General features: G+C 70.2%; 18 protein-coding genes. 8 read left to right on the top strand and 10 right to left on the bottom strand.

All coding sequences use genetic code 11. From position 1 onward, the window contains the following. Positions 1–30 precede the first annotated feature (30 nt). Entirely contained in the window at positions 31–657 is a 627-nt protein-coding gene (locus OHA73_RS08160; RefSeq protein WP_266715918.1) for a TetR/AcrR family transcriptional regulator, read from the bottom strand. A 147-nt stretch (positions 658–804) separates the two neighbouring features. Here OHA73_RS08160 and OHA73_RS08155 point away from each other — a divergent pair, with 147 nt between their 5' ends. The 4 genes from OHA73_RS08155 (at position 805) to OHA73_RS08140 (ending at position 5,675) form a co-directional block, all read left to right on the top strand. Continuing rightward, entirely contained in the window at positions 805–1,671 is an 867-nt protein-coding gene (locus OHA73_RS08155) for a MaoC/PaaZ C-terminal domain-containing protein (RefSeq protein ID WP_266715919.1), read from the top strand. Beyond that, complete coding sequence (locus OHA73_RS08150; RefSeq protein ID WP_266715920.1) at positions 1,668–2,555, top strand: alpha/beta fold hydrolase; 888 nt, start codon at positions 1,668–1,670, stop codon at positions 2,553–2,555. The genes OHA73_RS08155 and OHA73_RS08150 overlap by 4 nt, the downstream gene beginning before the upstream one ends. Before the next feature lie 97 nt (positions 2,556–2,652). Next, the gene (locus tag OHA73_RS08145; protein WP_327654682.1) at positions 2,653–4,320 is read left to right on the top strand and encodes an AMP-binding protein; all 1,668 of its coding nucleotides are present in this window, start codon (positions 2,653–2,655) and stop codon (positions 4,318–4,320) included. After that, a complete protein-coding gene (locus OHA73_RS08140) occupies positions 4,317–5,675 on the top strand; it encodes an MFS transporter (protein ID WP_323179629.1) in 1,359 nt (452 codons plus the stop codon). Before OHA73_RS08145 ends, OHA73_RS08140 begins: the two co-directional genes overlap by 4 nt. 47 nt (positions 5,676–5,722) lie before the next feature. Here the strand turns inward: OHA73_RS08140 and OHA73_RS08135 are convergent, their stop codons facing one another. Beyond that, positions 5,723–6,556 (bottom strand): PIG-L family deacetylase, encoded by an 834-nt coding sequence (locus tag OHA73_RS08135; protein WP_327654681.1) that lies wholly within the window; start codon positions 6,554–6,556, stop codon positions 5,723–5,725. A gap of 201 nt (positions 6,557–6,757) precedes the next feature. Between OHA73_RS08135 and OHA73_RS08130 the strand changes: the two genes are divergently transcribed. The 3 genes from OHA73_RS08130 to OHA73_RS08120 are packed head-to-tail and all read left to right on the top strand — an operon-like array spanning position 6,758 to position 11,089. Beyond that, positions 6,758–9,718: a CHAT domain-containing protein gene (locus OHA73_RS08130; RefSeq protein WP_327654680.1), complete on the top strand. Its 2,961-nt coding sequence runs from the start codon at positions 6,758–6,760 to the stop codon at positions 9,716–9,718. 13 nt (positions 9,719–9,731) lie between these two features. Next, positions 9,732–10,205: a hypothetical protein gene (locus tag OHA73_RS08125; protein ID WP_267071480.1), complete on the top strand. Its 474-nt coding sequence runs from the start codon at positions 9,732–9,734 to the stop codon at positions 10,203–10,205. Then, positions 10,205–11,089, top strand: a complete 885-nt coding sequence (locus OHA73_RS08120) for a hypothetical protein (protein ID WP_267071481.1) — start codon at positions 10,205–10,207, stop codon at positions 11,087–11,089. The genes OHA73_RS08125 and OHA73_RS08120 overlap by 1 nt, the downstream gene beginning before the upstream one ends. Here the strand turns inward: OHA73_RS08120 and aac(6') are convergent. Next, positions 11,058–11,531 carry an aminoglycoside 6'-N-acetyltransferase gene (gene aac(6'), locus OHA73_RS08115; protein WP_267071482.1) on the bottom strand — a complete coding sequence of 158 codons (474 nt, stop codon included), beginning with the start codon at positions 11,529–11,531 and terminating at the stop codon, positions 11,058–11,060. The two genes, OHA73_RS08120 and aac(6'), sit on opposite strands and share 32 nt — an antisense overlap. A 73-nt stretch (positions 11,532–11,604) precedes the next feature. Between aac(6') and OHA73_RS08110 the strand changes: the two genes are divergently transcribed. After that, complete coding sequence (locus OHA73_RS08110; protein ID WP_267071483.1) at positions 11,605–12,828, top strand: macrolide family glycosyltransferase; 1,224 nt, start codon at positions 11,605–11,607, stop codon at positions 12,826–12,828. 176 nt (positions 12,829–13,004) lie between these two features. Here the strand turns inward: OHA73_RS08110 and OHA73_RS08105 are convergent, their stop codons facing one another. The 7 genes from OHA73_RS08105 to OHA73_RS08075 all read right to left on the bottom strand — a co-directional run bounded on the left by OHA73_RS08105 (position 13,005) and on the right by OHA73_RS08075 (position 24,877). Further along, a complete protein-coding gene (locus OHA73_RS08105) occupies positions 13,005–15,539 on the bottom strand; it encodes a DUF7927 domain-containing protein (RefSeq protein ID WP_327654679.1) in 2,535 nt (844 codons plus the stop codon). 165 nt (positions 15,540–15,704) lie between these two features. Then, on the bottom strand, positions 15,705–17,312 hold the full coding sequence (locus OHA73_RS08100; protein WP_327654678.1) for a glycosyltransferase family 2 protein: 1,608 nt from the start codon (positions 17,310–17,312) through the stop codon (positions 15,705–15,707). Between the two features lie 14 nt (positions 17,313–17,326). After that, on the bottom strand, positions 17,327–18,136 hold the full coding sequence (locus OHA73_RS08095; protein WP_327654677.1) for an Ig-like domain-containing protein: 810 nt from the start codon (positions 18,134–18,136) through the stop codon (positions 17,327–17,329). Between the two features lie 2 nt (positions 18,137–18,138). After that, entirely contained in the window at positions 18,139–18,954 is an 816-nt protein-coding gene (locus tag OHA73_RS08090) for a rhamnogalacturonan acetylesterase (protein WP_327654676.1), read from the bottom strand. Between the two features lie 29 nt (positions 18,955–18,983). Further along, positions 18,984–20,483 carry a bifunctional cytidylyltransferase/SDR family oxidoreductase gene (locus OHA73_RS08085; protein ID WP_266715932.1) on the bottom strand — a complete coding sequence of 500 codons (1,500 nt, stop codon included), beginning with the start codon at positions 20,481–20,483 and terminating at the stop codon, positions 18,984–18,986. Between the two features lie 142 nt (positions 20,484–20,625). Next, positions 20,626–22,659, bottom strand: a complete 2,034-nt coding sequence (locus OHA73_RS08080; RefSeq protein WP_266715933.1) for a glycosyltransferase family 2 protein — start codon at positions 22,657–22,659, stop codon at positions 20,626–20,628. Continuing rightward, positions 22,652–24,877, bottom strand: coding sequence for a hypothetical protein (locus tag OHA73_RS08075; protein WP_266715934.1), 2,226 nt, complete (start codon positions 24,875–24,877; stop codon positions 22,652–22,654). Before OHA73_RS08075 ends, OHA73_RS08080 begins: the two co-directional genes overlap by 8 nt. Positions 24,878–24,879: the final 2 nt, after the last annotated feature.

The raw sequence follows: 24,879 nt of genomic DNA, 5'->3' as shown, positions 1-24,879 counted from the left end.
TCGTACCGCGGTTCAGCTCCGTACGGCGATTCAGCGGCCGTCGGCCCCGCTCTCCAGGAGCGCCAAGGCGTAGCGGGCGTGCTGGTCGCACAGGTCCTGCTTGGTCAGCCGTCCCTCCGGGCGGTACCACGTGGCGATGGTGGAGCACATCGCGAGGATGCTGCGCGCCGCGTCCTGCGGGTACGGGGTGGTGAAGACGCCCGACGCGGCGCCCGCGGCGACCAGCTCCTCGAAGATCTCCTGGTTGCGGTCGCGTTCGGCGACCACCTGGGCGCGCTCCTCGCCCTCCAGGTGGCGCACCTCGCTCAGCGCGATGAGCATGGCGGTCTGGTAGTCCGCCACGAAACTCACGTAGGCGCGTACGGCCGCGCCCAGTTGGCCGGCCACATCCTTGCCCGCGGTGTCCACCGCCGATGTCACCTGCGCGGACAGCACCGCGTTGGCGCGGTTCAGGAGCTCCGTGAGAAGGCGGGCCTTGGAGGGGAAGTAGTTGTAGAGGTTGGACAGGCTGGTGCCCGCGGCGCGGGCGATGTCCCGCATCGAGGCGCCGTTGAAGCCGCGCTCCGCGTACAGCTGCAGGGCGGCGCGGAGGATGGCCGCCTCATTGCCCCGTCCGGAGTCGCTGATCAGGTCCAGTACGGGAGAACGATCGTTCATGCGGGGAGGCTACGGGGCTCTCGGGTCATGGTCAACGCGGCTCGATACATCGCAACACGCATCGCAATGCGTATCTCAACACGCCTATTGACGGCCGGACTTGTGCGCTGCTTGTCTACGCATGAACGTTCGTTCTTAAGGAGTCGCATGGCGGCATCGCAATCGGCGGTCCGAACGCAGTCCCTGTACTTCGAGGACTTCCGCCCCGGGCAGCGCTGGACCAGTACCGCACGCCGGATCACCGCCGACGACCTCGCGGCGTTCACCGAACTCAGCGGCGACAGACACCCGTTGCACACCGACCCCGAGTGGGCGGCACGGACACGCTTCGAACGGCCGATACTGCACGGGCCGTTCGGTATCGCGGCCTTCCTGGGATTCCTCCACGACATGGGCCTCGCAGGGGAGTCCGTCATCGCCCTGCTCGACACCAACTGGCGCTACCTGAAGCCCTCGTACGTCGGCGACACCCTCCAGTGCACCCTCACCATCACGCGCTGTCGCCGCACGTCCGACCCTCACCAGGGCGTGGTCCACCGGCACGTGGTCCTCGAGAATCAGCGGGGCGAACGCGTCCAGGAGGGCACCAGCGCCGTCCTGGTGCACGCCCGCGGAACCGGTCCCGACCCGGCATCCCTCGCACCCGGAACCGTTGAGTGGGGGAGCGCTGTCGCGGAACTCCTGTCCCAGGACGACCAGTTCGCCGCCGCGACCGCCACATGGGACGGCGCCATCGGTCTCAGGGCGGGAGACAACGAGGTGCAGCTGCGCGTCTACCTCGGCCGCATCATCGACGTCGCCCGCCGCACCCCGCACGGGCCGACCTTCACCCTCGCCGCCGACGAGCTGACCTGGGCCGAACTGCTCACCGGGGAACGCAACGACCTCGTCGCGCGCATGATGCGCGGGCAGTTCCACGCCACCGGCGACGCCTATGAGTACCTGCGCCTGACCAAGGTCCTGCACCTCATCACGGACGCGGCACGGACGCTGGCCGAGGAGGCGCGCGCATGACCCGCATCCGGCACGAAGCCCGCTACCTGGAGATCGACGGAGCGTTCGGCTACGTCGAGCAGGCGTACCTCGAAAAGGCAGGTGGCGAGCAGTCAGGCGTCGACCCGTCAGGCACCGAGCTGCCTCGGGAGGGCGCCCCGGTGCTCTGCCTGCACACCGCCGGGCAGAGTGGTGTGCAGTGGCGCCGCACCACCGAGGAGCTCGCCGCACTCGGCTACCGCGTGATCGTCCCGGATCTGCCCGGCCACGGCCGCTCCGAGCCCGCCCGGAGCGGCCCGGTCGAGGACCTGACCCAGTACGCGCAATGGTGTCAATGGCTCATCAGCGCCCTCGAGTTGGAGCGCCCGTACGTCGTCGGCTGTTCCATCGGCGGCAAGATCGCCCTCGAGCTGGCGGTACGGGCGGGGGACGAGCTGGCGGGGGCCGTCGCCCTGGCCGCCGAGGCCGGTCCCGGACGCGTCAACGTGGCAGGGCTCCGCCGCGAACTGCAGGATCTGGCCGCGCCCAGCCGCTCCGACCGGACCTACCTCGGCACCCTCGCCGTCGTCGGCTCCGCCGTGCCGCCCGCCACGGCCGAACTCATCGCCACCATGCACCGTCGCGAGGATCCCGCCGTCTCCAGTGCCGACCTGATCGGCTGGGGCACGCACGACGTACGGGACGCACTGGAATCCGCGACCTGCCCGGTCCAACTGGTCGCGGGCCAGGATGACTTGTGGCTCGACCTCGAACAGGTGCGGCGGACGGCCGAGGCGCTTCCGCACGGACAGTACGCGCTGCTGCCGGGCGTCGGCCACTACCCGATGGAGGAGGTCGACGGCTTCGCCGGCCTCCTCGACGGCTGGCTGCGGCAGCTGTCCCGGGACCGCGCCGCGGCCGGCTGAGCCCCGCCCCGCACTGCGCCCCGGCCGCGCCGCGCCCTGCCGGACTCTTCGACCACGGGAACACCGTCTTGCCCACCCGCACGGTGAAAGGACTCCGATGACCACCCTCACCGACCTCCTGTCCGGACTCGTGGACCGCGACCCCGACGCCGTATTCGCCATCGACGCGGGGGCCGGCGGCGAGCGGGCGGCCGTCACCCGCCGGGAGTTCCAGGTGCGCGCCGCCCGGCTCCGTACGGAACTCGCCGACGTCGGTGTCGGCCGGGGCGACTGCGTGGCGGTCTGGCTGCCGAACTGGTCGTCCGCACTGGCCTGGCAGTTCGCCGCCGCCGGCCTCGGAGCGCACGTCATCGGGGTCAACACCCGTTACAACGTCGACGAGTTGGTGCACGTACTCGACCGGGCCCGGCCCAAGGTCCTCGCCCTCGCACACGACTTCCACGGCCTCGACCTGGCCGGCATCCTCCGCCGCGCCCTGCCCCGCACCACCGCGCCCACCCCCGTGGTCGCCGTCGTCCCGGGCCCTGACACCGACCCGCCGGCCGACCCCTCCGCGTACGACATGGGCGCCGGCGCCTGGACACCCCGTACCGCCGAAGACACCACTGCGGCGCCCGCGCACACCGAAGGCACCCCCGCGCACACCGGACACACCACTGCCGTGCCCCCGCCCACCGGAGACGAACTCACCGTCGCCTTCACCACCTCCGGCTCCACGGGCCGACCCAAACTCGCCGCGCACCGCGAGTCCGCCGTCGTCGCCCACGCGGAGGCCGACGCCCGAGCCCTCGGCATCGACGACGGCGACGTCGTCGGCTGCATCCTCCCGCTCTCCGGCACCTTCGGCTTCACCACCGCCATGGCCGCGATCGCAGGAGGCGCCGCCTGCCTGCTCGAACCGGTCTTCCAGGAGGACACGGCCCTCGCTGGTCTCGCCCGGCACGGGGTGACCCATCTCGTGGGCGGCGACGACATGGTCTCCCGGCTCGTCGACGCCTGGCGGCGCGCACCGCGGGACCTCTCCACCCTGCGCTGGCTCGGCATGGCCGACTTCCTCGGCCGCACCCGTGACATCGCGGCCTGGGCGCAGAAGGAGTTCGGGACTCACACCTCCGGTGTGTACGGCTCCTCGGAGGTGTTCGCCCTCGCCCTGTGCTGGCCGCCCGGCGAACCCGCGCCGCGCCGCTGGCTCGGCGGCGGCCGTCCGGTGTCACCGGACATCGCCGTACGGGTCGTCGACCCGGAGACGGACGACCCCGTACGGCCCGGCGCCCAGGGCGAGTTGCAGCTGCGCGGCCCCAACGTGGTCGATGCCTACCTGGGTGACCCGGAGGCCGCCGAGCGCGCCTTCACCGCCGACGGATGGTTCCGCACCGGGGACCTGGCGACGCTCGCGGAGGACGGGGCCGTCGAGTACGTGTGCCGGATGGGCGACGTGCTGCGGCTGCGCGGCTTCCTCGTCGACCCGGCGGAGATCGAGCAGCGTCTTGCCGCACACACCGCCGTACGGACCGCGAAGGTCGTCGGCGCGCGCGGCGAGGACGGCGCCCCGCAGGCAGTCGCCTTCGTCGTCCTCGACACACCCACCGGGCCCGAGGGGCTCCGGGAATGGTGTGCGCAGGGCCTGGCCCGCTTCAAGGTCCCGGCGGCCGTGCACGTACTGGACCGCATGCCCACCACCTCGGGCACGAACGGCACCAAGATCCGGGCCGCCGCGCTCCGCGAACAGGCTCAGCAGCTCCTGACAGGAGGCGAACAGCGGTGACCAGCAACGGAATGCGCCGACTCGCGGGGGCGGCCGTGCTCTCCACGGCGCTGGAGTGGTTCGACTTCCTCATCTACGCCACCGCCGCGGCGCTCGTCCTCGGCGATCTCTTCTTCCCCTCCTTCAGCGACATCGCCGGAACCCTGGCCTCCTTCGCGACCTTCGCCGTGGGCTTCGTCGCGCGGCCGCTCGGCGGGATCGTCGCAGGCCACCTCGGCGACCGGTTCGGGCGCAAACCGCCGCTGGTGGGGGCGCTCGTGGTGATGGGCGTCGCGACGTTCGGCGTCGGTGTGCTCCCCACGTACGCCACCGTCGGCACCTGGGCACCCGTCCTGCTCGTGTTCCTCCGCCTGATCCAGGGACTCGGCGTCGGCGCCCAGTGGGGCGGCGCCGCGCTGCTCCTCACCGAGCACGCACCCGTGGAACGGCGCGGCTTCTACGGCAGCCTCGTCCAGACCGGCGCCATCATCGGCGCGGTCGCGGGCAACGCCGTCTTCCTGCTGCTCACCGCGACCCTGTCCGACTCGGCGTTCACCAGCTGGGGCTGGCGGATCCCCTTCGTCACCGGCCTCGCCCTGGTCGCCGTCGGCCTCTACGTTCAGCTGAAGATCGAGGACTCGCCGGTCTTCCGGGCCATGCGCGACCGGTCGGCGCAGGCCGAGCACACCGCCGGGGCCCAAAAGTCCCCACTGCGCCAGGCCGTACGGCACCACTGGCGGGCCATCCTCCAGGCGTCCGGCGCCTTCTTCGTCGTGAACGCCACGTTCTACATCCTGATCAGCGGCATGCTCGACTACGGCACCACCCACGCCGGGCTCTCCCGCACCACCACGTTGCTCTGCGTCCTCGGCGCCGGCGCCACGCAGATCGTCACGATCCCGCTCTTCGGGGCGCTCTCGGACCGCTGGTCCCGCCGCAAGCTCTACCTCACGGGCGCGGCGCTCATGGGCCTCTTCGCCTTCCCCCTGTTCTGGCTGATCGACACGGGATCGGCGCCGCTGACCTTCCTGTCCCTGCTGATCGGCTTCACGATCCACGCCACCATGTACGGGCCGCAGGCCGCGCTGTACGCCGAGATGTTCCCCGCGGAGGTGCGCTACTCCGGCGCGTCCCTCGGCTACCAGACCGCCTCGGTGCTCGCCGGCGGCCTCGCCCCTTTCCTGATGACCGCGATGCTGGCCGCGACGGGCTCCTCCTGGTCGGTCTCCGCGTACATCCTCCTGCTCTCCGTCCTGACCTTCATCGCGGTCTATACGATCCGGGAGTCCTTCCGCCGCGATCTGTACGCGGCGGGGACCCGCGACGGGGCGGAGGTGCCCGGGGGCTCGCAGGTGGCGGAGCCGTCCGGGAGCTGAGGACAACGGTCCGGGCGGCGCCTTCGGGCTCCGCCCGGACGGGTGGATCAGCGCAGTCCGGCGAAGAGGTCCTTCTCGGGCAGGGCCGCCCCGGTCGTGTCCTTGACGCGGACGAAGGTCTCCAGGCCCATCAGCTCGCCGAACCGCTCCTTGCCCATCTTGAGGAAGAAGATGTTCTCGCCCTGGCTGGCGTGCGCGGCCAGGGAGTCGAACTTCTGGTCGCTGAACGCGGTGGTGTCGACCCACGTCGTGATCTCGTCGTCGGGAAGGCCGATGTCGGCCAGTGCGGCGGCCTCGGCCGGGTCCGGCTCCGGCATGTCCTCATTGAACTCGCGCATGATCTCGCCGAACCGCTGCATGCCCGAGTGGGGCATCGTCGTCCAGTACACCTTCGGTGTCAGGTCGGTCATCTCCACCGCCGCCATCGTGATGCGGTGGGCCTGAATGTGGTCGGGGTGGCCGTAGAAACCGTTCTCGTCGTAGGTGACGACCACATCGGGGCGGTAGTGGCGCATGAGCTCCGCGAGACGGGCGGCGCCCTCCTCCACGGGGGTCTGCCAGAAGGATCCGGGCGCGTCATTGCTCGGCCAGCCGATCATCCCGGAGTCGGCGTAGTCCAGCGTCTCCAGGTCGCTGATCTTCAGGACCTCGCAGCTCGTCTCGAGCTCCTGGCGGCGCATCTTGGCGACGGCCACCGGATCGTGCCCGGGTTCGCCGGGCTTGACGCCCCCCGGCCCGTCACCGCAACCGCCGTCGGTACAGGTCACGAGCACCGTGCGGATGCCTTCCGCCGCATATCGCGCGAGGACCCCTCCGGTGCTGGTGGCCTCGTCGTCGGGGTGGGCGTGCACGGCCATGAGCGTCAAGGGTCGGTCGGACATGAAAGGGGCCTCCTGCGAAAACACGTCTGGTAGGAGGGCGCGGCGGCAGTCGTGCCGCGCCCTCGGCAGATGCAACCGCGCGGGACGGGTCGGCTGTTCCCGGGGTGACCGATTTGTTCCCGACCGGTTGTTTCATTTGTCCCTGACCTGTTGTTTCAACTGTGCCAACGGATCCCTTGCCCGCGCCGTATCATCCCTCCCGTGGCAAGGGGGAAGCGGCTGATCGCCGTGGGGGTTTTGGCTGCGGGTGCCGCAGTGCTGGGTGGGGTGTGGGGACAGCGCGTGGCGCGGCACCGGCTGTTCCGGTCCGGGCCGCACGACACGTCCGTCTACGACGCCGAGCGCAACGCCCTCTTCGATCCGGCCCGAGGCGGCTGGCTCTACCTGGACACGGGGCAGCTGCATCGGTACGCGCCCGACTCACCGCTGATGCCCTACGTGTTCCTGCTCCTGGGAGTGGGCTGCCTGGCGGTCCTCGTGCTCGCGGTCAACTGGGCTTTCGAGCAACGGCAGTTGGTGGGGTACGCATGGCGCGAGGCCGTGCGGCGGCCGCTGAACGTGCTGGCCGTCCTGGGGCTGTGGGCGGTACTGCTCGGCGTGCCCTATCTCGCTCAGGGCGATGTCATCGCCGCTGTCCTCCGGGATCCGCCGACCGCGGTCTTCCTCGGTGCCACCATGGGGTCCGTGCTGGCGGTCGCCATGCTGGTGTACGTGCCGTGGCTCGTTGTTCGGGGCATCGGGACGATGGTGCTGCTACTCCGCCTGTTCCGGGCCAAGAACGCGTCCTCGGGGCCCGGTGCCGGGCGGCAGGACGCCCTGCGCGACGTGGCGCGGCGGGCCGAGGTGTTCCGGACGGACACCGTGCGCGACTTCGATTCCCTGGCAGGTCTTGTGCGCGCGGAGGCGTTCATCGACCTGCTGGCGGACCAGGGCAGCGACACCGTGCTGGACGATCTGCTGCGCGACGGCCCGGCGGCTCTGGAGGCTTCGCCGCGGCACGTGATGGACCGGGTCCTGTTCATGGTGGGGCGGCCCGCGGCGGAGGTGAACGTGGCTCGGGCCTTCATCCTCCGCTACGAGTGGACCGGGGCCGCGGTCAACCTGGACCGGGCGATCGACGTCCTCGACCCTCTCGCCGCAAAGCCGCACCGCTGGTTCTGGCTCACGTTGACCGACTGGCCCGTCGTCTTCCTGACACTGGCCTGGGCACTCAAGGACCGCTACGAGCTGCGTGCGGACCGGGCCGACCTCGAACGGGCCCTCGCCCTGGTCAGGCAGGTGTCCGACCGGGATCCGGCCAGGGCGCGGGCCCGCCTCGTCGAGCTGGAGCTGATCAGATATCGCGCCACGGCCGACCCGGCGGCGCTGGCGGCGGCCGTGGGGGAGGGGCGGAGCGGGGACCCCGACCCGGGCACGGTCGAGGCGCTGCTCGAACGGTTCGACCGGGACGGCGACCGCCAAGACCTCGACGAGGCGCGGGAGTTGGCGGACCGTCTGGTGGCGGAGCGTGGCCCCGGCCACCCGCTGCACGCCGTGTGCCTGACGGTCAGGGCCCGCGCGCTGGACGTATCGGGCGAGCGCGACGCGGCCGCGCAGTGCCTGCGCGAGGCGGTCGGCGACTCCTCGTCGCCGTTGCAGACCCGGCTGGCCGCCGCCGTCGGCCTCGGTGAACTCGGCTCCGGAGGACCGCTGTCGGTCGAGGGATACGGGGCGGCGGCCGAACTCCTGCCGCAGATGGCCTGGATCGGGCTGCGCCGCGACGACCAGCGGTGGCTGCTCAGCCGCTGGCAGGGGGTGTCGACGGCCGCCGCCGCGGCCGCGATCGCCGAGGGCCGGGTGGCGTACGCGGTCGAGGTCCTGGAGCACGGCCGAGCCGTCATGTGGGGCCAACTGGCCCGGCTGCGTACGGGAGTTGAGGCGGCCCGCGCCGCGGATCCCGACCTGGCGCGCCGCCTCGCCGAGATCCGTGCCGAGCTCGACATGCCCGGCGACGAGGCGGGCGGGCGCCCCGACGACCGGACGGGCGCCGACGTGGAGCGGCGTATCCGTCTGGGCAGAGAATGGGAGCAACTCGCCGCTCAACTAAGGGAGTCGGAGCGGGCCGGCTATCGGGAGCTGGCGAGAGCCGCAGAGCGCGGCCCCGTCGTGGTGCTCAACGCCGGCCCGCTGCGCTGCGACGCCATCATCCTACTGGCCGACCGGGACGAACCCCTCCTCGTGCCGCTCGACCGGCTCGACCACGACGAACTCGTCGAGTGGGCCCGGCAGTCCGCCGATCCGGACGGCCGCCACCAGGCCATGCTCAACGTCATCGCGCCGCGACTGTGGGACGACCTCGCCGTGCCCGTACTGGCGGCCCTGACGCCCCACCTCAAGGCCGACCGGCGGATCTGGTGGTGCCCCACCGGCCCCTTCACCGCCCTGCCGATCCACGCGGCCGGACAGCACGGTGGCCCCGGCGGTCCCGGCGGTCCCGGCGGTCCCGGCGGTCCCGGCGGTCCCGGCGATCCCGATGGCCCCGCCCTGCTCGACGAGGTCGTCTCCTCCTACACCCCCACCATCGGCGCGCTGCTGCGGTCCGCCGAGCGCACCGTGACGGCCCGCGGCCGGCTCGTCGTCGCCGCACCGCAGACCCCCGACCGGCCCGATCTGCCGCAAGTGGCCCAGGAATCCGCCGAGTTCCTGCGCCACTTCCCCGACGCGGTGCCGCTCGACCCCGCACACGTCGACGACGTCCTCACGCGGCTGTGCGACGCCCGCTGGGCGCACTTCGCCTGCCACGCCGACGCCGCGGGACTGGCCGTGGCCGACGGCGTGGTCTCCCTCGACCAACTGGCCGACCTCGGTCTTCCCAGCGCCGAGTTCTGCTATCTGTCGGCGTGCAGCACCGCCGCCCCTGACCCGCGCGCGTACGACGAGGCGATCCACCTCGCAGCCCTCCTCCACCTGCAGTCGTACACGCACGTGGTGGGCACCCTGTGGGAGGTCGACAGCGACAGGGCGCTCGACGCCGCGCGCGAGGTGTACCGGACGCTCGCCGAGCACGGCCCGCCCGACAGCAGGCTCGCCGCCCAGGCCGTGCACAACGCGGCACAGACCCTGCGCCAGGCCGCCCCACGCAACGTGGACGTCTGGTCCTCCCTGCTGCACATCGGACCCTAGAGGAGCGCCACCCATGCCCATCCGCGACCGCTGGCCCTGGCACCGCAGGCCGGACAACACGGCCGCCCGCGCCGCCGCCGACGGGACAGGCGCCGCCGACGGGACAGGCGCCGTCGACGCGACAGGCTCCGCCGAGGCGACAGGCGCCGTCGACACGGACCAGGCCGCCCTCGCATGGCTCTGCGCCCACCTGCCCGAACTGCGGGAGAAGGCCGACCGGTTCGCGTGGCGGGCCGCGCTGGACCGGGAGGTCGCCGAGGTCCGCGCGGGCAAGTCCGCCGCCGAAGCGCTCCGCGCGCTCGACCTCCGGCGCGACGGCCACCGTTCCTCGGGGCTCCCGGCCGCGGACTCCTGGCAGGAGCGGCCCGTCGTCGAGTGGTTCCGCTGCCCGAGCGGCCGCTGCCCCGCCCGGGGGCGCAACGCGGACGCCTCCGAGCCGCGTTGCCACATCGACGGGGCGCTCATGCCTCCGCAGGACGGTGGCTGATGGACGGCATCCTCACGGAGCTGGGCAAACGCATCGCCGATCGCTGGTTCGCCTTCCTGATCCTGCCCGGCGTGCCGTTCGCGGCGGCCGTGCTCGTCGCCTGGGCGATGACACCCTCCGGCGCGGCCCACGCACTCGACGTCGACATCCTCGTACGACGCCTGGACGCGCTCGGCGACACCGCCACGAGCACCAAGGGGGCGGTGATCGGCTGCCTGTTCATCGGCGGAGTCGTCGTAACGGCGCTCCTCGTACGGGAGTTGAGCCTCGCCGTGCACCGACTCTGGACGGGACGTTCCAACGCCCTGCGCCGCGTCATGACCCCTGGCACGCAACGCCGCCGACGGATGGCGCTGGACGCGGCCCGTCAGGGCGGCTACGCCGTGCCCGAACGCTATCTGCCCTCCCGGGCCACCTGGATCGGCGACCGTTTCGCCCTGGTGGACGAGCGGGTCGCCGCGCAGTACGGCATCTCGCTCGCCAGGGTGTGGCCCAGGCTGTGGCAACTCCACGACCTGCGCAGCCCCAAGATCGTCACCGCGGCGTGGGACGAGTACGCCGCCGCCACGGTCCGCGTCGCCTGGGCGCTGCCCTACGCCGCGCTCGCGCTGTTCTGGTGGCCGGCCGCGGCCGTCGCCCTCACTCTGATCCTTCTCGGCTGGTCCCAGGGACGCCGCGGAGCCGACGACTTCTGCCTCGCCTGCGAAGCGGCCGTGGACCTCCAACTCCGCCGCCTGGCACACATGGTGGGCGTGCCCCTCCCGCACAAGCGGGTGACCGTGACCGAGGGGCGCGAGATCGACCGCATCCTGGCGAAGGGCGCGTACCTGCCGCTGCCCCGGACCGAGCCGGTCAGGTCAACTCCTCGGCCAGCAGATCCATGAGCAGCCCGTCCTCCCAGACACCCGTCCGATGGTTGCGCCAGTACGCCCGCATGACCCCCACGGGCTTGAAGCCGACCTTGCGGTAACTGCGGATCGCGACGGTGTTGGCCGCGGCGGGATCAATGGTCAGCCGGTGATGACCGCGCTCCCGCACCAGCCACCTGGCCAGCGTGCGCACCGCGTCGGCCCCCAGCCCCTTCCCGTGCTGCCGCGCCGTCAGAAAGATGTCGATGCCGGCGCGGCGGAACTCCGGGTCGTTCTCTTCGTCGAACTGGATCGCGCCGATGACCTCCCCCTCGTGGACGACGACGAGCATGCCCTCGTAGCCGTCCGGGGGCGGCCACCACGCCGCGACCTCCGGTTCGCGCACGATCCCGGCAAGAATCTCCGCCTCGCCGCCGGCCACTGGCCGCAGAAGAACCTTGTCCCCGCTCAACTCCATGCCCCTCATCATCCCTTGACGCCGGTCTAGCGGACCACGGTGTCTCACGGTGTCCATGTCTATGGTCGATTCCATGACCACTCTGCTGATCGCGGGCATGCCGGCCGCGGGACACGTCAATCCCACCCTTCCCGTCGTCACCGAGCTCGTCGGCGCCGGCGTCGACGCCGTGTACCTGTGCGACGCCGAGTTCGAGGACCGCATCCGGGGCACGGGTGCGGGGTTCGTGCCGTATCCCGAGGGTGTGCTGACGTCCCGTGACATCGCGGAGGCCACCAGGGCCGGCAGCAGTGTGGGGGTGGTGGTGAAGGTCCTGAGGGCGTGTTCGGCGCTCGTCCCGTTCGTCGTCGAACAGGCCAAATCGCTTGGCCCGTCGGCCCTGATGCACGACTCGAACGCGCTCTGGGGCCGGTTGGCCGCCACCACCCTGGGCCTGCCCACGGTCTCCTTCATGACGACGTTCCTCGTCGGAGCCGGTGCGGTGAAGGCCCTCACGGTGCGGGAGAACCTGACGGCCATCGGGCCGACCCTGCGCGACATGCCCGCCGCGCTGCGGGCCCGGCGCGCGCTGGTCAAGGAGTTCGGAACGGCCGCCGTCCCGCCCTCGCCGATGCTGCCGCTGCGCGGCGACCTCACGCTGTTCCCGATCCCCGAGGAACTCCAGTCACCCGACCCGCGCCTGGACTCCAGCTGCCGTTTCACCGGCCCGACCACCACCCCGGACGCCGTATCCACACCGCTGGACCCCGAGCTCTCCGCCCATCTGTCGGGCGGACAGCCGGTCGTCCTGGTCTCGCTGGGGACGTTGCACGACGGCGGCGCGTCCTTCTTCCGTACCTGCTGCGCCGCGCTCGGAGACCTCCCCGTCCGCGTGGTCCTCGCCACCGGCAGTGGAGTCGACCCGGCCGACCTGGGGCCCACACCGCCGAACACCCTCGCCCGCCGCACGGTCCCTCAACTCGCGGTCCTGCGCGAGGCATCGGTGTTCGTCACCCACGGCGGCATGAACAGCGCGCTCGAATCCCTCCACTGCGGGGTACCTCTGGTGGTCGTCCCGCAACAGGTGGAACAACTGCTGATCGCCCGAGCCGTCGCGGAACGCGGCGCGGCGGTGGTCCTCCGCCAGCCCCTGTCCCACCGCCCCGTACCGGCTGCTGCGCTGCGGGCGTCGGTGGAGCGGGTGTTGGGGGATGCGGGGATGAGCGGAGCGGCCGCGGGGATGGGGCGGCGGTTCCATGCGGAGGGAGGGGCGGGGCGGGCTGCGGAGTTGATCCAAGGAGTGTTGGAGGACTGCTGACAGCGGCGCCGCGCCTGTGTCGACGCCCAGGTGTCTCCGCAAACGTCGGTGGGGCCGCCCTCCGGAAAGAGGGCGGCCCCACCGACGTCGTACGACGCTGTTCGGCTATCGGCTATCGGCTATCGGCTATCGGCTATTGGCTGTCGGTTGTCGCCGTCAGCCGGTGAGAGTCGTGATCACTTCCGCGACCGACGCACAGCCGTCGTCAGCAGCACACCGAGCCCCAGCAGGAACACGGACGCCAGCGCCGCGATCAGCGTGCCGGTCGAAGGCCCGGTGTCCGGGAGTTCGCCGCCCGAGTTGTCCGGGGTGACCTCGGCGCTCGTGCCGCAGGCGGGGTCGTCCGAGCCGGCCGCGCAGTTCGAGCCGTCGGGGCCGACCACCGCATTGGCGAGTGTGCCGTTGCCGGTGATCGGGTCCTTGACGGTCATCGAGTAGGTCAGCGTCGCGGTCTGACCGGAGGGCAGGTCGCCGGACCAGGTGAGATTCGGCGCGTCGTAGGAGACGTCACCGGTGTCGGTGGCGGCGTCGCCGTTGTAGACGGCGTCGTCGAGCGCGTTCGACATGTCGTCGGTGAGCGTGGCCCCGTCGTAGTCGGCCTCGCCGACGTTCTTGACCGTCACCGTGTACGTGACCTTGTCACCGGGCTTGACCTTGTCGGCGTCGGAGGTCTTGGCGATCTGGAGCTCAGCGACCGGGACGAGGGTCTGGCAGTCCGTGTCGTCCGAACCCTTCGCGCAGTTCGAATCGCCGGGCCCTGTGACCGTGTTGGTCAGCTGGTGATCGCCCTTGTCCGGGCTGTTGACCGTGGCGGAGTACGTGATCGTCACCGTCTCGCCGGCCGGGATGTCACCGGACCACTTCAGGTTCGGATCGTCGTACGACACCGAACCGGAGGAGGCCGTGGCGTCCCCGTTGTACGCGGCGTCGTCGAGAACCCCGCTCAGATCGTCGCTGACCTCGGCGCCACTGACGTCGTCGGCGCTGTGGTTGGTGACCTTCACCGTGTACGTGACCTTGTCGCCGGCCTTGGCCGTGGCGGTGTCGGCGGACTTGGTGATGTCCAGGTCCATGACGTCGTGCTGGTCGTTGCAGCCGTCTTCCGTGCCGGTGTCGCAGTTCGAGTAGTCGTTGCCCGTCACCGCGTTGCCCAGGTGGGCGTTGCTCCCGTCCGAGGCCTCGACGGTGACCGAATAGGTGATGGTCGCCGTCTCACCGGGATCGAGGGTCCCGGACCACTTCAGGTTCGGGTCGTCGTACGACACATCACCGGTACTGGCCTTCGCGTCCCCGTTGTACTTCGCGTCGTCCAGGACATCGCTCAGATCGTCGTTGGCGGTGGCGTCGACCGGCACGTCGCCGGTGTTCTCCACCTTCACCGAGTACTCGACCGTGTCGCCCTGGGAGAGCGTGCTGCCGTCGGCCGGGGTCGATGTCTTGGACAGGGTGTAGCTGGGCTTGTCGAACACAACGAGGGCGCAGCCCTGCGGGTTCACACCTTGCAGGTTGGCCATGTTGCTCTCGGCGCAGTTCTCGTACGAGCCGGCCTGGTCGGAGGTGACATCGACGCTGAGCGTGCAGGAGGTCTGACCTTCCTTCAGGTCACCCTTCAAGTCCACGGTGCCGCTGCCGGCGGACGTGTCGACCGCACCGTTGGAGCACGTCGTCTCGGTGCCGGCGGGGTCGGCGACGGTCAGCCCGGCGGGCAGGTCGTCGGTGAACGACCAGCCCTCCTTCTTCATGAGGTCCGACGTGTTCGTGACGGTGAACGTCAGCTTCGACGTACCTCCGACGGCGACCGCGTCCGGGCTGAACGACTTCTCGACGTGCGGGGTGACGTCCTCGATCTTGATGTCGTCGAAGGCGGCGTCGTTGCCGCTGTAGCTGCCGTTCGCGTTCGTCATGCGGATGCCCAGGCTGGCGCCGGGGTAGATCATCGGGGCGTCGGCCCTGTTGTTCACGACGTTGATGTCTTTGGCGAAGCCGGTTTCGGACGCCGGGTACGTCGTCGCCTTGGGGTCGGTGCAGGGATTGATCGGCTTGTCGGAGACCGGGTAGGAGGTGCCCCCGTCGAGCAGGAAGAAGTTCAGTTCGGGCGCCGAGACCGAGCAGGCGGATGCACCCGAGGTCACCGAAGCGGTGAGGAACCGGTTTCTCGAGGTCAGCGGGATCTGGCGCTCGGTTTCGAACTCCACCTTGTCGGCGCCGGGATCCGCCGACGTGTACGCCGCTACCGCGTGGTTGTCCGGCGGGTTGCCCGTGCCGTTGTACATCCCGATGGCGTCGGTGATGTTGCGCAGGTTGTTCCAGTTGGTGGTGTTGGCGGCGCACTCCTGGATGCCGGGGGCGAAGCCGTCCGAGTCCGTCTTGTTGAGGACCCAGCCGTTGCAGTTGTTCAGCCAGGCGTCGTCCGCCGTGTAGGTCATCCCCTGGGCCGCGGCGCCACCGGTGTAGTCGGTCAGCTTGATGGGCTGCGGGGCCGGATTGTTCTCGAAGTCCTCGCCGTACACGACGGTCGGGTCCTCGGGAACTCCCGGTTGGGCGGCGGCGGCCGCCCGAGTGTGCTCCTGCGGCTGTGCGGTGGCTGACGGTGCTTCGGCCAGGGCCGGGAGCGCGACGGCCGTTCCCATCGCCGTGCCGAGGGTCACGGCCAGTGCGGGGGTGAGCCGCCGCAGCCTCACCCCCCAGGCCGGTCGTCTGCTGCGGTCCATCGGCGCCCTTCCTCCAGAGACGGGTGTGTCCGTTGGAAGGGTGACGTGCGCCGGCGGGGAAGTCTGGTACGGCAACGCCTGACGCGGTCGGTTTTACCTATATGGACTTATATAAGGCATATGCGTATGCCGCCGGCGTGTGCTCCGGCCGGGTCGGCCGCTGCCTCAGTCCAGCTGCGGGAGCGGCAGCCGTTCCGAGATCTCCAGGATCAGGTGACCCTTCTCCGTGTATGCCGGTACGGCCACCAGCTGGTGGTCTTCGGTGCGCGGCGAGTCTCCCAGGACCTGCGGCAGGCGCGAGACGACATCCACCGAAGCGGCGCGCCGCGCGCCCAGCGGGACTTCCCTGGTGACGCCCTCGAAGCTCACCGAGAGCAGGACGTCCCAGATGCCGGGCGCGAGCGGCCAGCCGTCGGAGCTCTGCGCGAGATTGACGCGTGCGGCGAACCGGCCCATGGCGCGGGGGCGACCCTTGGAATTGACGAGCTTGTCGTCCCGGTGGGCGGTGACGGAGTAACGCTCCTCCGTCCCGGTGTCGCGGTGTCTCAGGAGGACATGGGTTCGGCGGCTCGCGGTGCTCAGCTGGTCGAAGAAGGCGAAGCCTTCCAGGTGCAGGATCGACCCGCTCCACCGGAGCGTCTGAAGCTCCATCATCACCTTCATCTGGTCGGTGATGTCGAAAACGGAGTCGGGAAGCTCCACAGCGGGATCGCGGAAGTACGGCAGAGCGGCGAACACCCTGCCGCCGTCCACCACCTTCTTCGGCGTGGGGCGGTCGGCCGCGGCGGAGTATTCGGCCATCCGTACCGCGTGCTCGTGGTGGCCCCCGGCGAGCAGTGCGTACCGGACGGCGAGCGGCCGTGGCAGCAGGGCCAACGATCCCGGTGTGGCAAGGGAGTTGAGCAGTGACTCGGCATGCGTGAGGGTCTGCCGTCGCTCTTCGGGGGAGTCACTGGCGAGCAGGGCGGCACCGGTCGCCTTGCCGAGTTCCACTTCCAGGTGGCGGGAGAGGAGCCGATCGCGGCCCGGCCCCTCCGGGACGAGGGAGTGGACCATCGACATCATCCGCTCGGCCAGGCCGCACCGGTCGGACGGCCCGACCGGTGCGGCCGGCGGCGCGGGGGAGCCCTTGAGGACGCACGGACCGTCCGCCACGACGGACACCGCGTCGGCGGCGAGGTAGGCGGCGGCGGTGAACGGCTGGTCCTCACCGAACCGCAGGTCGGTGGGGAAGCTGAGACCGGCCCGGCGAAGCAGCTCGGTGCGGAACAGCTTGTCCGGCGTGAGGGTCCAGTAGACCCTGCTGGTCAGAGGGGCGGCGTAGGTGCTGCTCTTGCGGAACATCGACGTCGGTACGGATCGCTTGCCCAGCGCGACGGGCTTGCCGAGGACGACATCGGCCTCGTTGCGGTCGGCTGCCCGGACCATGCGCTCCAGGGCGTCGGGGGCCAACTGGTCGGAGGCGTCAAGGAAGATCACGTATCGGCCCCGGGTGTGCTCGATGGCCGTGTTGCGGGCCTCGGCGGGTGTGGCGCCGCGCCGCGGCAGCTCCACGGTGAGCAGCTCTGGCCGGTCGGCGGACAGCTCCCGCAGCAGGCTGCCACTGGAGTCCGACGAACCGTCGTCGACGGCGACGATCTGCATCCGGTCCGTCCCCAATGTCTGCGCGAACAGCGAGTCCAGGCACGCGCCGAGCCGGCCGTCCTGGTTCTGCACCCGGAGTGCGACGGTCGCGTCCGGGAGCGACACAGGGGGAGCGGAGTTGGCGTTCATGGGGGTGCGGCTCCTCAGCCGTGCGATGCCTTGGTCGGGATGCCGGGCCAGGGCAGGCTCCCAGTGAGTTCGGGCCACTGCCAGGGGGTGAAGGCGGGTGCCGGTGGTTCGACGGGGAAGACACCGGGCGTCGGGCCCAGCTCCCCCACGAAGACGTTGACCGGGGCGGTCGCCGTAATGCCGTTCGCGTCCACGGCCGTGTATGTGAACCGGTCGTAGCCCGTGAACCCGGGCGTGGGCCGGTAGTGGATCCAGTCGTCTCCCGGGTGCTCGACGACGCCGTGCGCGGGCTGGGTCACCGACAGCACGGAACCCGCGTCCGGGCGGCTGTCCCAGGGGTGTACGGACACGGGTGCGCCGATGTCGGTCGTGAGGCGCAGGCCGCGGACGTCGGCTGCCCGGATCGGCAGCGCGGCGTGGGTCAGCCGCTTGACGCGGATCCGCTCGCCGGTGGTGGGCAGCCGGAGCGTCGCGGCGAGGACAGGACGCAGGCGCGGGGTCTTCGGCCGGTCGTCGATCCGTACGGTGACGCTTCCGGTGGCGGTCTGCTGCCGCTCGGCGCGGACCCGGTACCAGCCCTGCTGCGGAAAGTACTCGACGTCCTGCAACCCGGCCACGGTCGCCACCCCGTCGAGCGAGTTCGCCAGCAGGTAACCGAACCCCAGGTGCGCGTGCTCGTCGCAGGACACGGAGAGCGTCAGATGGAGCTCCTCGCCCGGCCGGACGCCGAGCTCCGGATCCGCCGAGGAGAAGACCGCGGCGGACACGACCCCGTCGGCGGTGGAGTGTCCCGTGACCCGGCCCCGGCACAGTTCGTGAGGCATCGTCAGTGCCCTTCCGGGGCGGGCCGACGCGAGACCCGCTCCTTGGTCAGCCGGTCGTACGTGGCCTCGTCCAGCCAGCCCAGCTCCTCGTACGAGAACGTGCGGCGGCCGAGGTCCTGCACAAGGCGGGCGGGGAGCACTTCTTGTTCGAGGAGGCTGCGGGCGACGAAGCGGGCGCACTCGATGGCACCCTCGGGCCGCACGTGCACATTGTCGGCGTCCAGGACGACCCCCATCAGAGGCTCCCCCGGACGCAGATAGGTGAAGGCCCGCTTCGAGTCCTCGGGCCCCAGCTCCTCCCACCAGGCGACGCTCTGCCCGTACAGGTCGACGACGGGAACGTGCTCCTCGCGGGCCAACTCCCGCATGGCCAGCGGGTAGTCACCGAGGAAGCGGGAGACATTGGAGTGGCGGTCCACCCGGCGCCGCTCGTAGGGCAGCAGGATCACCGGATGTGCCTGGGCGTCCCGGGTGCCGCAGATGTAGGCGCGCAGGTGCTCCTGGAAGTCGTCGAACGGCTCGGTGTGCAGGCCCGGGTCCGGCTTCCAGTCGATCTGGCCGAAGCCGACGATGAAGTAGTCCCCGGGAGCGAGCTGTTCGAGGATCCACCGCAGTCGGCCGCGCTCCCGGAAGCTCTTCGAACTCGACCGCGCGCGGGCACAGTTGACGACCTCCACCTCGTCGGCGAGGAAGAGATGCAGCGCCTGCGCCCAGCCGGTCATGGGCAGATGGGTGTTCGGGCGTGTGACAGCGGTGGAATCGCCGGCGACGAAGACGCGCGGGGCGTGGTTCGAAGCCTGTGGCTGGGGGCTGCTCATATCGCTCTTCCGGACGTCCGAGGCCTCGCCTACTCCTCGAGCCCGGCCACCAACGCCGCGTAGAAGTCGTCGCCCACCGTGTTCAGTGTCGGGTCCTGGCGGCGGATGTCGATGACGTGGCCGGTCAGTGGTGACACCAGGACGTCGACCGAAGACTGGGCCACCGCCTCGGAGGTGAGGAGGGAGGAGGACGGTTCGTCGCCGAAGGCGTTGGTGCGCATCGGGGTCGCGGTGCGTTCCGGGTTGATGCAGTTGACGCGGATGCCGTCGGGGGCCCATTCGTCGGCGAGGGCCTGGGTGAGGTTGACGGTGGCGGCCTTGGCGGAGGAGTAGAGGCTGTACGAGCCGCGGCCGCGGGTGTAGCTGCTGGAGGTGTAGAGGAGGAGCTGGCCCTTGGTCTCGGCCAGGTAGCGGTGGGCGAAGCGGGCCATGTGCACGGGGGCCAGGTAGTTCACCGCCGTGGCCTCTTCGATGGTCTCTGTGCTGCTCTCCGCGAGTTTGCCGATGCGGAGCACGCCCGCGGTGTTGACGACGTAGTCGACGCGTCCCGTCTCCTCGTACGCCTCGGTCAGCGCGCGTTCGATGTGCTCGGGGTGCTCGACGTAAGTGCCGGTTCCCGAGCGGCTGTTGGCGAAGACCTTCGCGCCGTGGCTGCGGGCGATGTCGGCGATGTCCGCCCCGATGCCGTAGCTCGCGCCGAAGATCACCACCGTGCGGCCGTCGAGGCGCTTGCGGTACTCCTCCTCTTCCAGGGCCTCGGGAGCGACGCTGGAGGAGAGCTGGAACAGTTTGTCGGTGAGGAACACGTCGACGGGGTGGGTGACCTTCATGTTCTGCTCTTCTCCGCGTACGACGTGCACCGGCACGTCGGGGAGGTAGCGCAGCACGATGGAGCAGTCGTCGGTGCCCTCGAAGTTGGGGTCGCCGGAGGCCTTCTCGTAGGCCTGCCAGAGCGTCGCGAGGCGGAAGCCCTGGGGTGTCTGGCCACGGCGGAGCCGGGTGCGGTCGGGGATCGAGGTGATGAACTCGCCGTCGGTCCCGTGGGTGCGGCAGTGCGCGATGGTGTCCGCGGAGGGGATGGCCACGTCCACCGCGTCGTAGCGGTCCAGGGCGGCGATGCAGTCGGCGACGATCCGCTGGGAGAGGAGGGGGCGCACCGAGTCGTGGAAGAGGACCTTCATGTTGTCCTCGGGGGGAGTGCCGGCCTGGGCCCCCAGGGCTCCGAGGGCGCGTCGTGTGGTCTCGTTGCGGGAGGTTCCGCCCGCTATCACGCGGCTCACCTTGGTGTATCCGGCGGCGTCCACGATCTTCTGCAGCGTGGGGACGAAATCGCTCGTCATGAGGACGACGATTTCGTCGACGCCCGGCGCTCGCTCGAAGATGTCCAGGGTGTGCTCGATGATCGTCTTGCCTGCGATCTTCACCAGCTGCTTCGGCACGGCGAGGCCGACCCGGGTGCCCGTGCCTCCAGCGAGAATGACGGCGACGGTACGGCCGGTCTGCTGTTCGCTTTCGTGCTGCTGATTCACGTCGTTCCCCAGACTGCAAGTGGTAGGCGTTGCGTCACTGCGGGTGTCGTCGGCCGTCTGATCGTCGAATGTACTCAGGCTGCATCAACTGGAACTAACCCGTCAAACCGGGCATTTAGGGTCTGCTGACGGTGGTGCTGGTTCACAGTCGGAGGCTCACATTGCGCTTGTCCGTGACGTACGGGCTGCAGTGCAGCGCCTTCGCCTTACGGGTCAAGGGCTGGAGATCGGCGGAGACCGCGTACGTGGGTGCCGCGACGCGGATGTCACGCAGGTCCCTGCCGCGCCGCAGTCTGAGATAGCAGTCCCACGTGCCGTCGAGGCCCTCGCGCAGCTCGGCGGTGAACGTGGCCGTGAACCCGATGGCCCAGTCGGGTACCGGGGGCGCCCAGGGGGTCTCCGTCGCGGGCCGGTCCGCTCCTCCGTCGGGACTCTGCGGGGCGCGGGCGGCCGGGGGGTCCAGGAGGGGCGGGAAGTCCGTGACGGTGGTGGGGAGCTCGATCTCCCGGCGTGTGCCGCGCTCCGAGAGCACCACGCTCGCGGTCAGCGGCATCGTGCTGTCCCGGCCGCTCCAGCCACCTCCGACGAGCTGCGCGGAGTCGTCCTTCCAGGTCACGCCGGCCAGGAAGGCCCTGGCCGGCGTCCGGTGGCGGCCCGCGACACCGATGGCGACGTAGTGGGCGCGCGAGGTCGCGTACATCTCCGCCTCGTACATGCCGTATCCGGGCAGGGGCTCCGCGAAGACGGGGGTGGGGACTCGATGGCTGCCCAGGTCGCCGCCGTGCAGCCGGCCCCGGACGGTGGCCTCCCCGAGGCGGCCCACGAGGGAGACGTCCCAGACCCCGGGCGTCAGGATCGACCCCTCGTTGCAGGTGGTCAGAGGGATTCGCGCGCGCCAGGTCATCAGGTCGAAGGCGGCGTACGAGAGTGGGGTGAGGGGGAGCTCGACCTCCTCGGTGCTGTCCCGTCGCGTCAGCAGCAGGTGGAATTCCATGTCCCGGATCGGCAGGCCCGGCACCTCCGTGCGGCCGGTGAGAGCGAAGTCGCCCTCGTCGTGGAAGGCGGATTCCAGCGCGGCGGAGGCCTCGAGCGAGTCCGTGACGTCGTAGACCAGGTCGGGAACTGCGGCCTCGGCGTCGCGCAGATACGGCAGATCGGCGTAGAACCGTCCGCCCGACGAGAACTTCGCCTGCGCCGGGCGGTGGGAGACGAGATCCGTGGTGTAGAGCTCGGAGAGGAGATCTCGGCGGTGCTTCGTGAGGAGCACGACCGACAGCCGCTCGAACGGATCGCAGTGCAGCAGCGCCCCATCGGTGAGGACAGGGGAGATCACCGTGGCGATACGGTCGAACGCCGCCTCCGAGGCCGGTACGCCCTGCACCCCCACCCAGCGACGCAGAAAGCCGACCACGTCCTTGAAGTGCCGCGACATCATGGCGTCCCGCTGGTCCGGGTCCAGGTCGGCTTCCTGGATCTGCCGGACGGGCTCGATGATGTTGGTGACGCGCTCCGGCGCCTGGTACGTACGGGACAGCTCCTGCTGGTCACCCTGGGCCCGGGTCCAGTAGTAGCAGTCGTAGTCCGACACGATGCCGATGGAATCGCGGGCCGCCAGGTAGGCGGTCGACACGAAGATGATGTCCTCGCCGTAACCGGCCTCTTCGTCGAAACGGAGGTCGAGCCGGTCGATCAACTCGCGTCGGAAGAGCTTGAAGACGACCTGGTTCCGATAGGCGTACGTGTCGAAGATGTTCCCGAGGGTCACGGTCTCCCGGAACATCGACGTGGCGGGCCTGCGGCCGCCGACGCCCACTATCTTCCCCAGGACGATGTCCGCGCCGCCGCGCTCCGCGAGGGTGAGTGTGCGTTCCAGCGTTTCCTCGCCGAGCCAGTCGTCCGCGTCGAGGAAGTACAGGAATCGGCCGCGGGCGTGTTCGATCCCGGTGTTCCGCGCAGCCGCGGGCTTTCCCCGGTGGTCGATCGTCAGCACGGTCAGCACGGGGTGCAGCGCGGCGAGCCTGCTCAGCTCCGTAGGGGTGGCGTCGATGGAACCGTCGTCGACGACGATGAGCTCGATCCTGTCCACCCCGATGCTCTGCCGCACCACGGAGGTGATGCACCGCTCAATGGTGGTTTCCGCGTTGTACACCGGAACGATGACGCTGATGTCAACCATTGCCGAGATCCCCTTCCCGTGTCGCGGTGGGCATTGATTCGATTTCTTCCTGGATGTCCGGCGGGATTTCTTCTTGGATCTCCGGTGGAACGTCCTCTTGCTCGGTGTCCTCCTGATTGAAGGGCGTGGCCACCGTCGGCACCGGGACCTCGCCGGCCGGGAACGTCCTGATTCCCCGCTCGTACAGATCGTCCACCGCGTACGTGAAGCGCTTCTGGGCCTCGGGCCCGCCCAGGACGAATGTCCGCAGAACGCGGCGGCGCTGCGCGAGCCGGTCGTCGCCCGCGGCCCGTACGGCCTCCAGGAAGTCACCCACCGCCAGATCCTCGCCCACGGGCACGAGATACGCGGCGCCCGCCACGGACACCTGTTCCGTCAGCTCGGCCACCGAAAGGTCGCGCGGGTTCGACAGCGAGTACGGCTTTCCGCTGGCCAGGAAGTCGGACACCACACTGGAAATGTCGCTGATCATTCCGTCGACCGCATTGAACACGGCGAACAGGCCCGGCAGCCGTCCCGTGCTGTGGAAGTGCAGGCGCGGGCTGTTGACCATCGGGAAGAGCTCGTACCAGCGGGAGATGGCGAATTCCTGGCGTACCACCCGCTCCTGTTCGGTCAGGTGGTACGCGGGTGAGTCGCGGCTGCGGTCCTGGAGTTCCGCCATTCGTTCCTCCAGCGCGGCCATTTCCTTGAGGACCGTCGCATCCGCCACGAGTCCGGGGTTCTCGGTGAGCCGCCGTTTGTTGTCCTCTTCCAGGATCGCCAGAATCTTGCGGTGCTCCTCGGCCGCTTCCGGGGAGCGATAGCCGAGCATCGGGTGGGGCCGGTAGACGATGCGGCCCTCCGGGTTCAGCCGGAGCAGTTCGGTGATGATGCGGACGCCGAGGTCCGGGACCGAGCTGTAGTCCCCTTCCCGGGTCCAGCCCTCCCACGTCGGCGCGTACAGGACGGCCGGGTGCTCCTTGGCCTGCGGAGCGGCGGGTTCGACCTCGTCGAGCTGCGGCAGGCCGACCTCCACGATGGCCTCGTCGGGTATGGAGCCGCGCAGGCGGCGGTACCGTTCCCGGCCCGCCTGGCCGGCCACCCAGATCTCGTCGTACGTCTTGCTGACCCGGTTGCTGGAGGCGAGCTTGTCGCTGTCGCCATGGCCGACGAAGACATGCTTCATTTCGGCACGCCCCAGCATGTGCACGTTCTTTCCGGCATTTCCGGGATAGAGCACGACCCGCGCGTGCGGGAGCTCGATCTCGCCCAGGTCATCCGCCTTCGGCACACAAATGGCGGGAATGTCGGTGGGGGCGAGGAGTTCCATCGAGCGGCGTTCACGCAGTACGACCAGACAGCTTCTGCGGGTGCTCTTCAGGACCGGCAGCCACATGTTGACCTGGTACATGAAGTCGCTCGTGGCCGAGGCGAAACTGAAGTACACGACCACCTCGGGACCGGCGTATCCGAGAGCCCGGTTGACCGCGGCGAGCGAATCCTCGCGCTCGGGCACCCGGTGCGCCCGAGCCGCCTGCGGCAGCATGACGGTCATGGCGACGAACGAAACAAGAACCAGCGCCCCGATTCCCCCGTACAGGAAAGCCACTTGGTCGGTGACGATCGCCCCCGTGGCGCCCGCGGAGATCAGGACGTCGAGATACAGAATCTTGCGGACGTAGCTCCGGTAGACGAGGTTGCGGGGGAGCGGTGGCGGGATGGCCTCGCCGAGGTCCAGGGTCCGTACGGTCACCGGGATCATCCGGTGTTTCCGTTTCGCGGTCTCCAGAGGCAGCCCGTACAGCACCAGGAAAACAAAGAGGTAGATGAACCCGCAGGCCAGGATCGCGGTGGCATGGCGGGGAAAGAGTGGCAGCTCACCGAAGAACCCGATGAGCAGAAGCTGGCGGATGAGGAAACGCATCGTGAGCCCGAAGCGGTTCTTGCGCAGCAGCGACAGAGCGTTGGACTTGACGTACGGCAGGGCGAGATCGACGCCGTAGCTGACGACGATGCCGGTCGCGAAGAACCATTTGGACAGCGTGGCGACGCCGTAGGCCATGGCCACGTAAGCGCCGAGCAGGGCCAGCAGCAGGGTGTTCGCCATGAGCCACCGGCCGGACAAGCGCAGCGCGTGCCGCAGCCGACGCCCCGGGGACGCGGCGGCCTCCTGCCCCTGCCCCTCGTCCTCCTCGGGATCGGTCGCCGTCCCCTCCGCGGATCGTGTGCCGGGCACCG

The organism is Streptomyces sp. NBC_00483, from assembly GCF_036013745.1.
In the GTDB taxonomy this organism is placed as follows: Bacteria; Actinomycetota; Actinomycetes; order Streptomycetales; family Streptomycetaceae; genus Streptomyces.
This window is presented reverse-complemented; position numbering and strand designations above follow the sequence as displayed.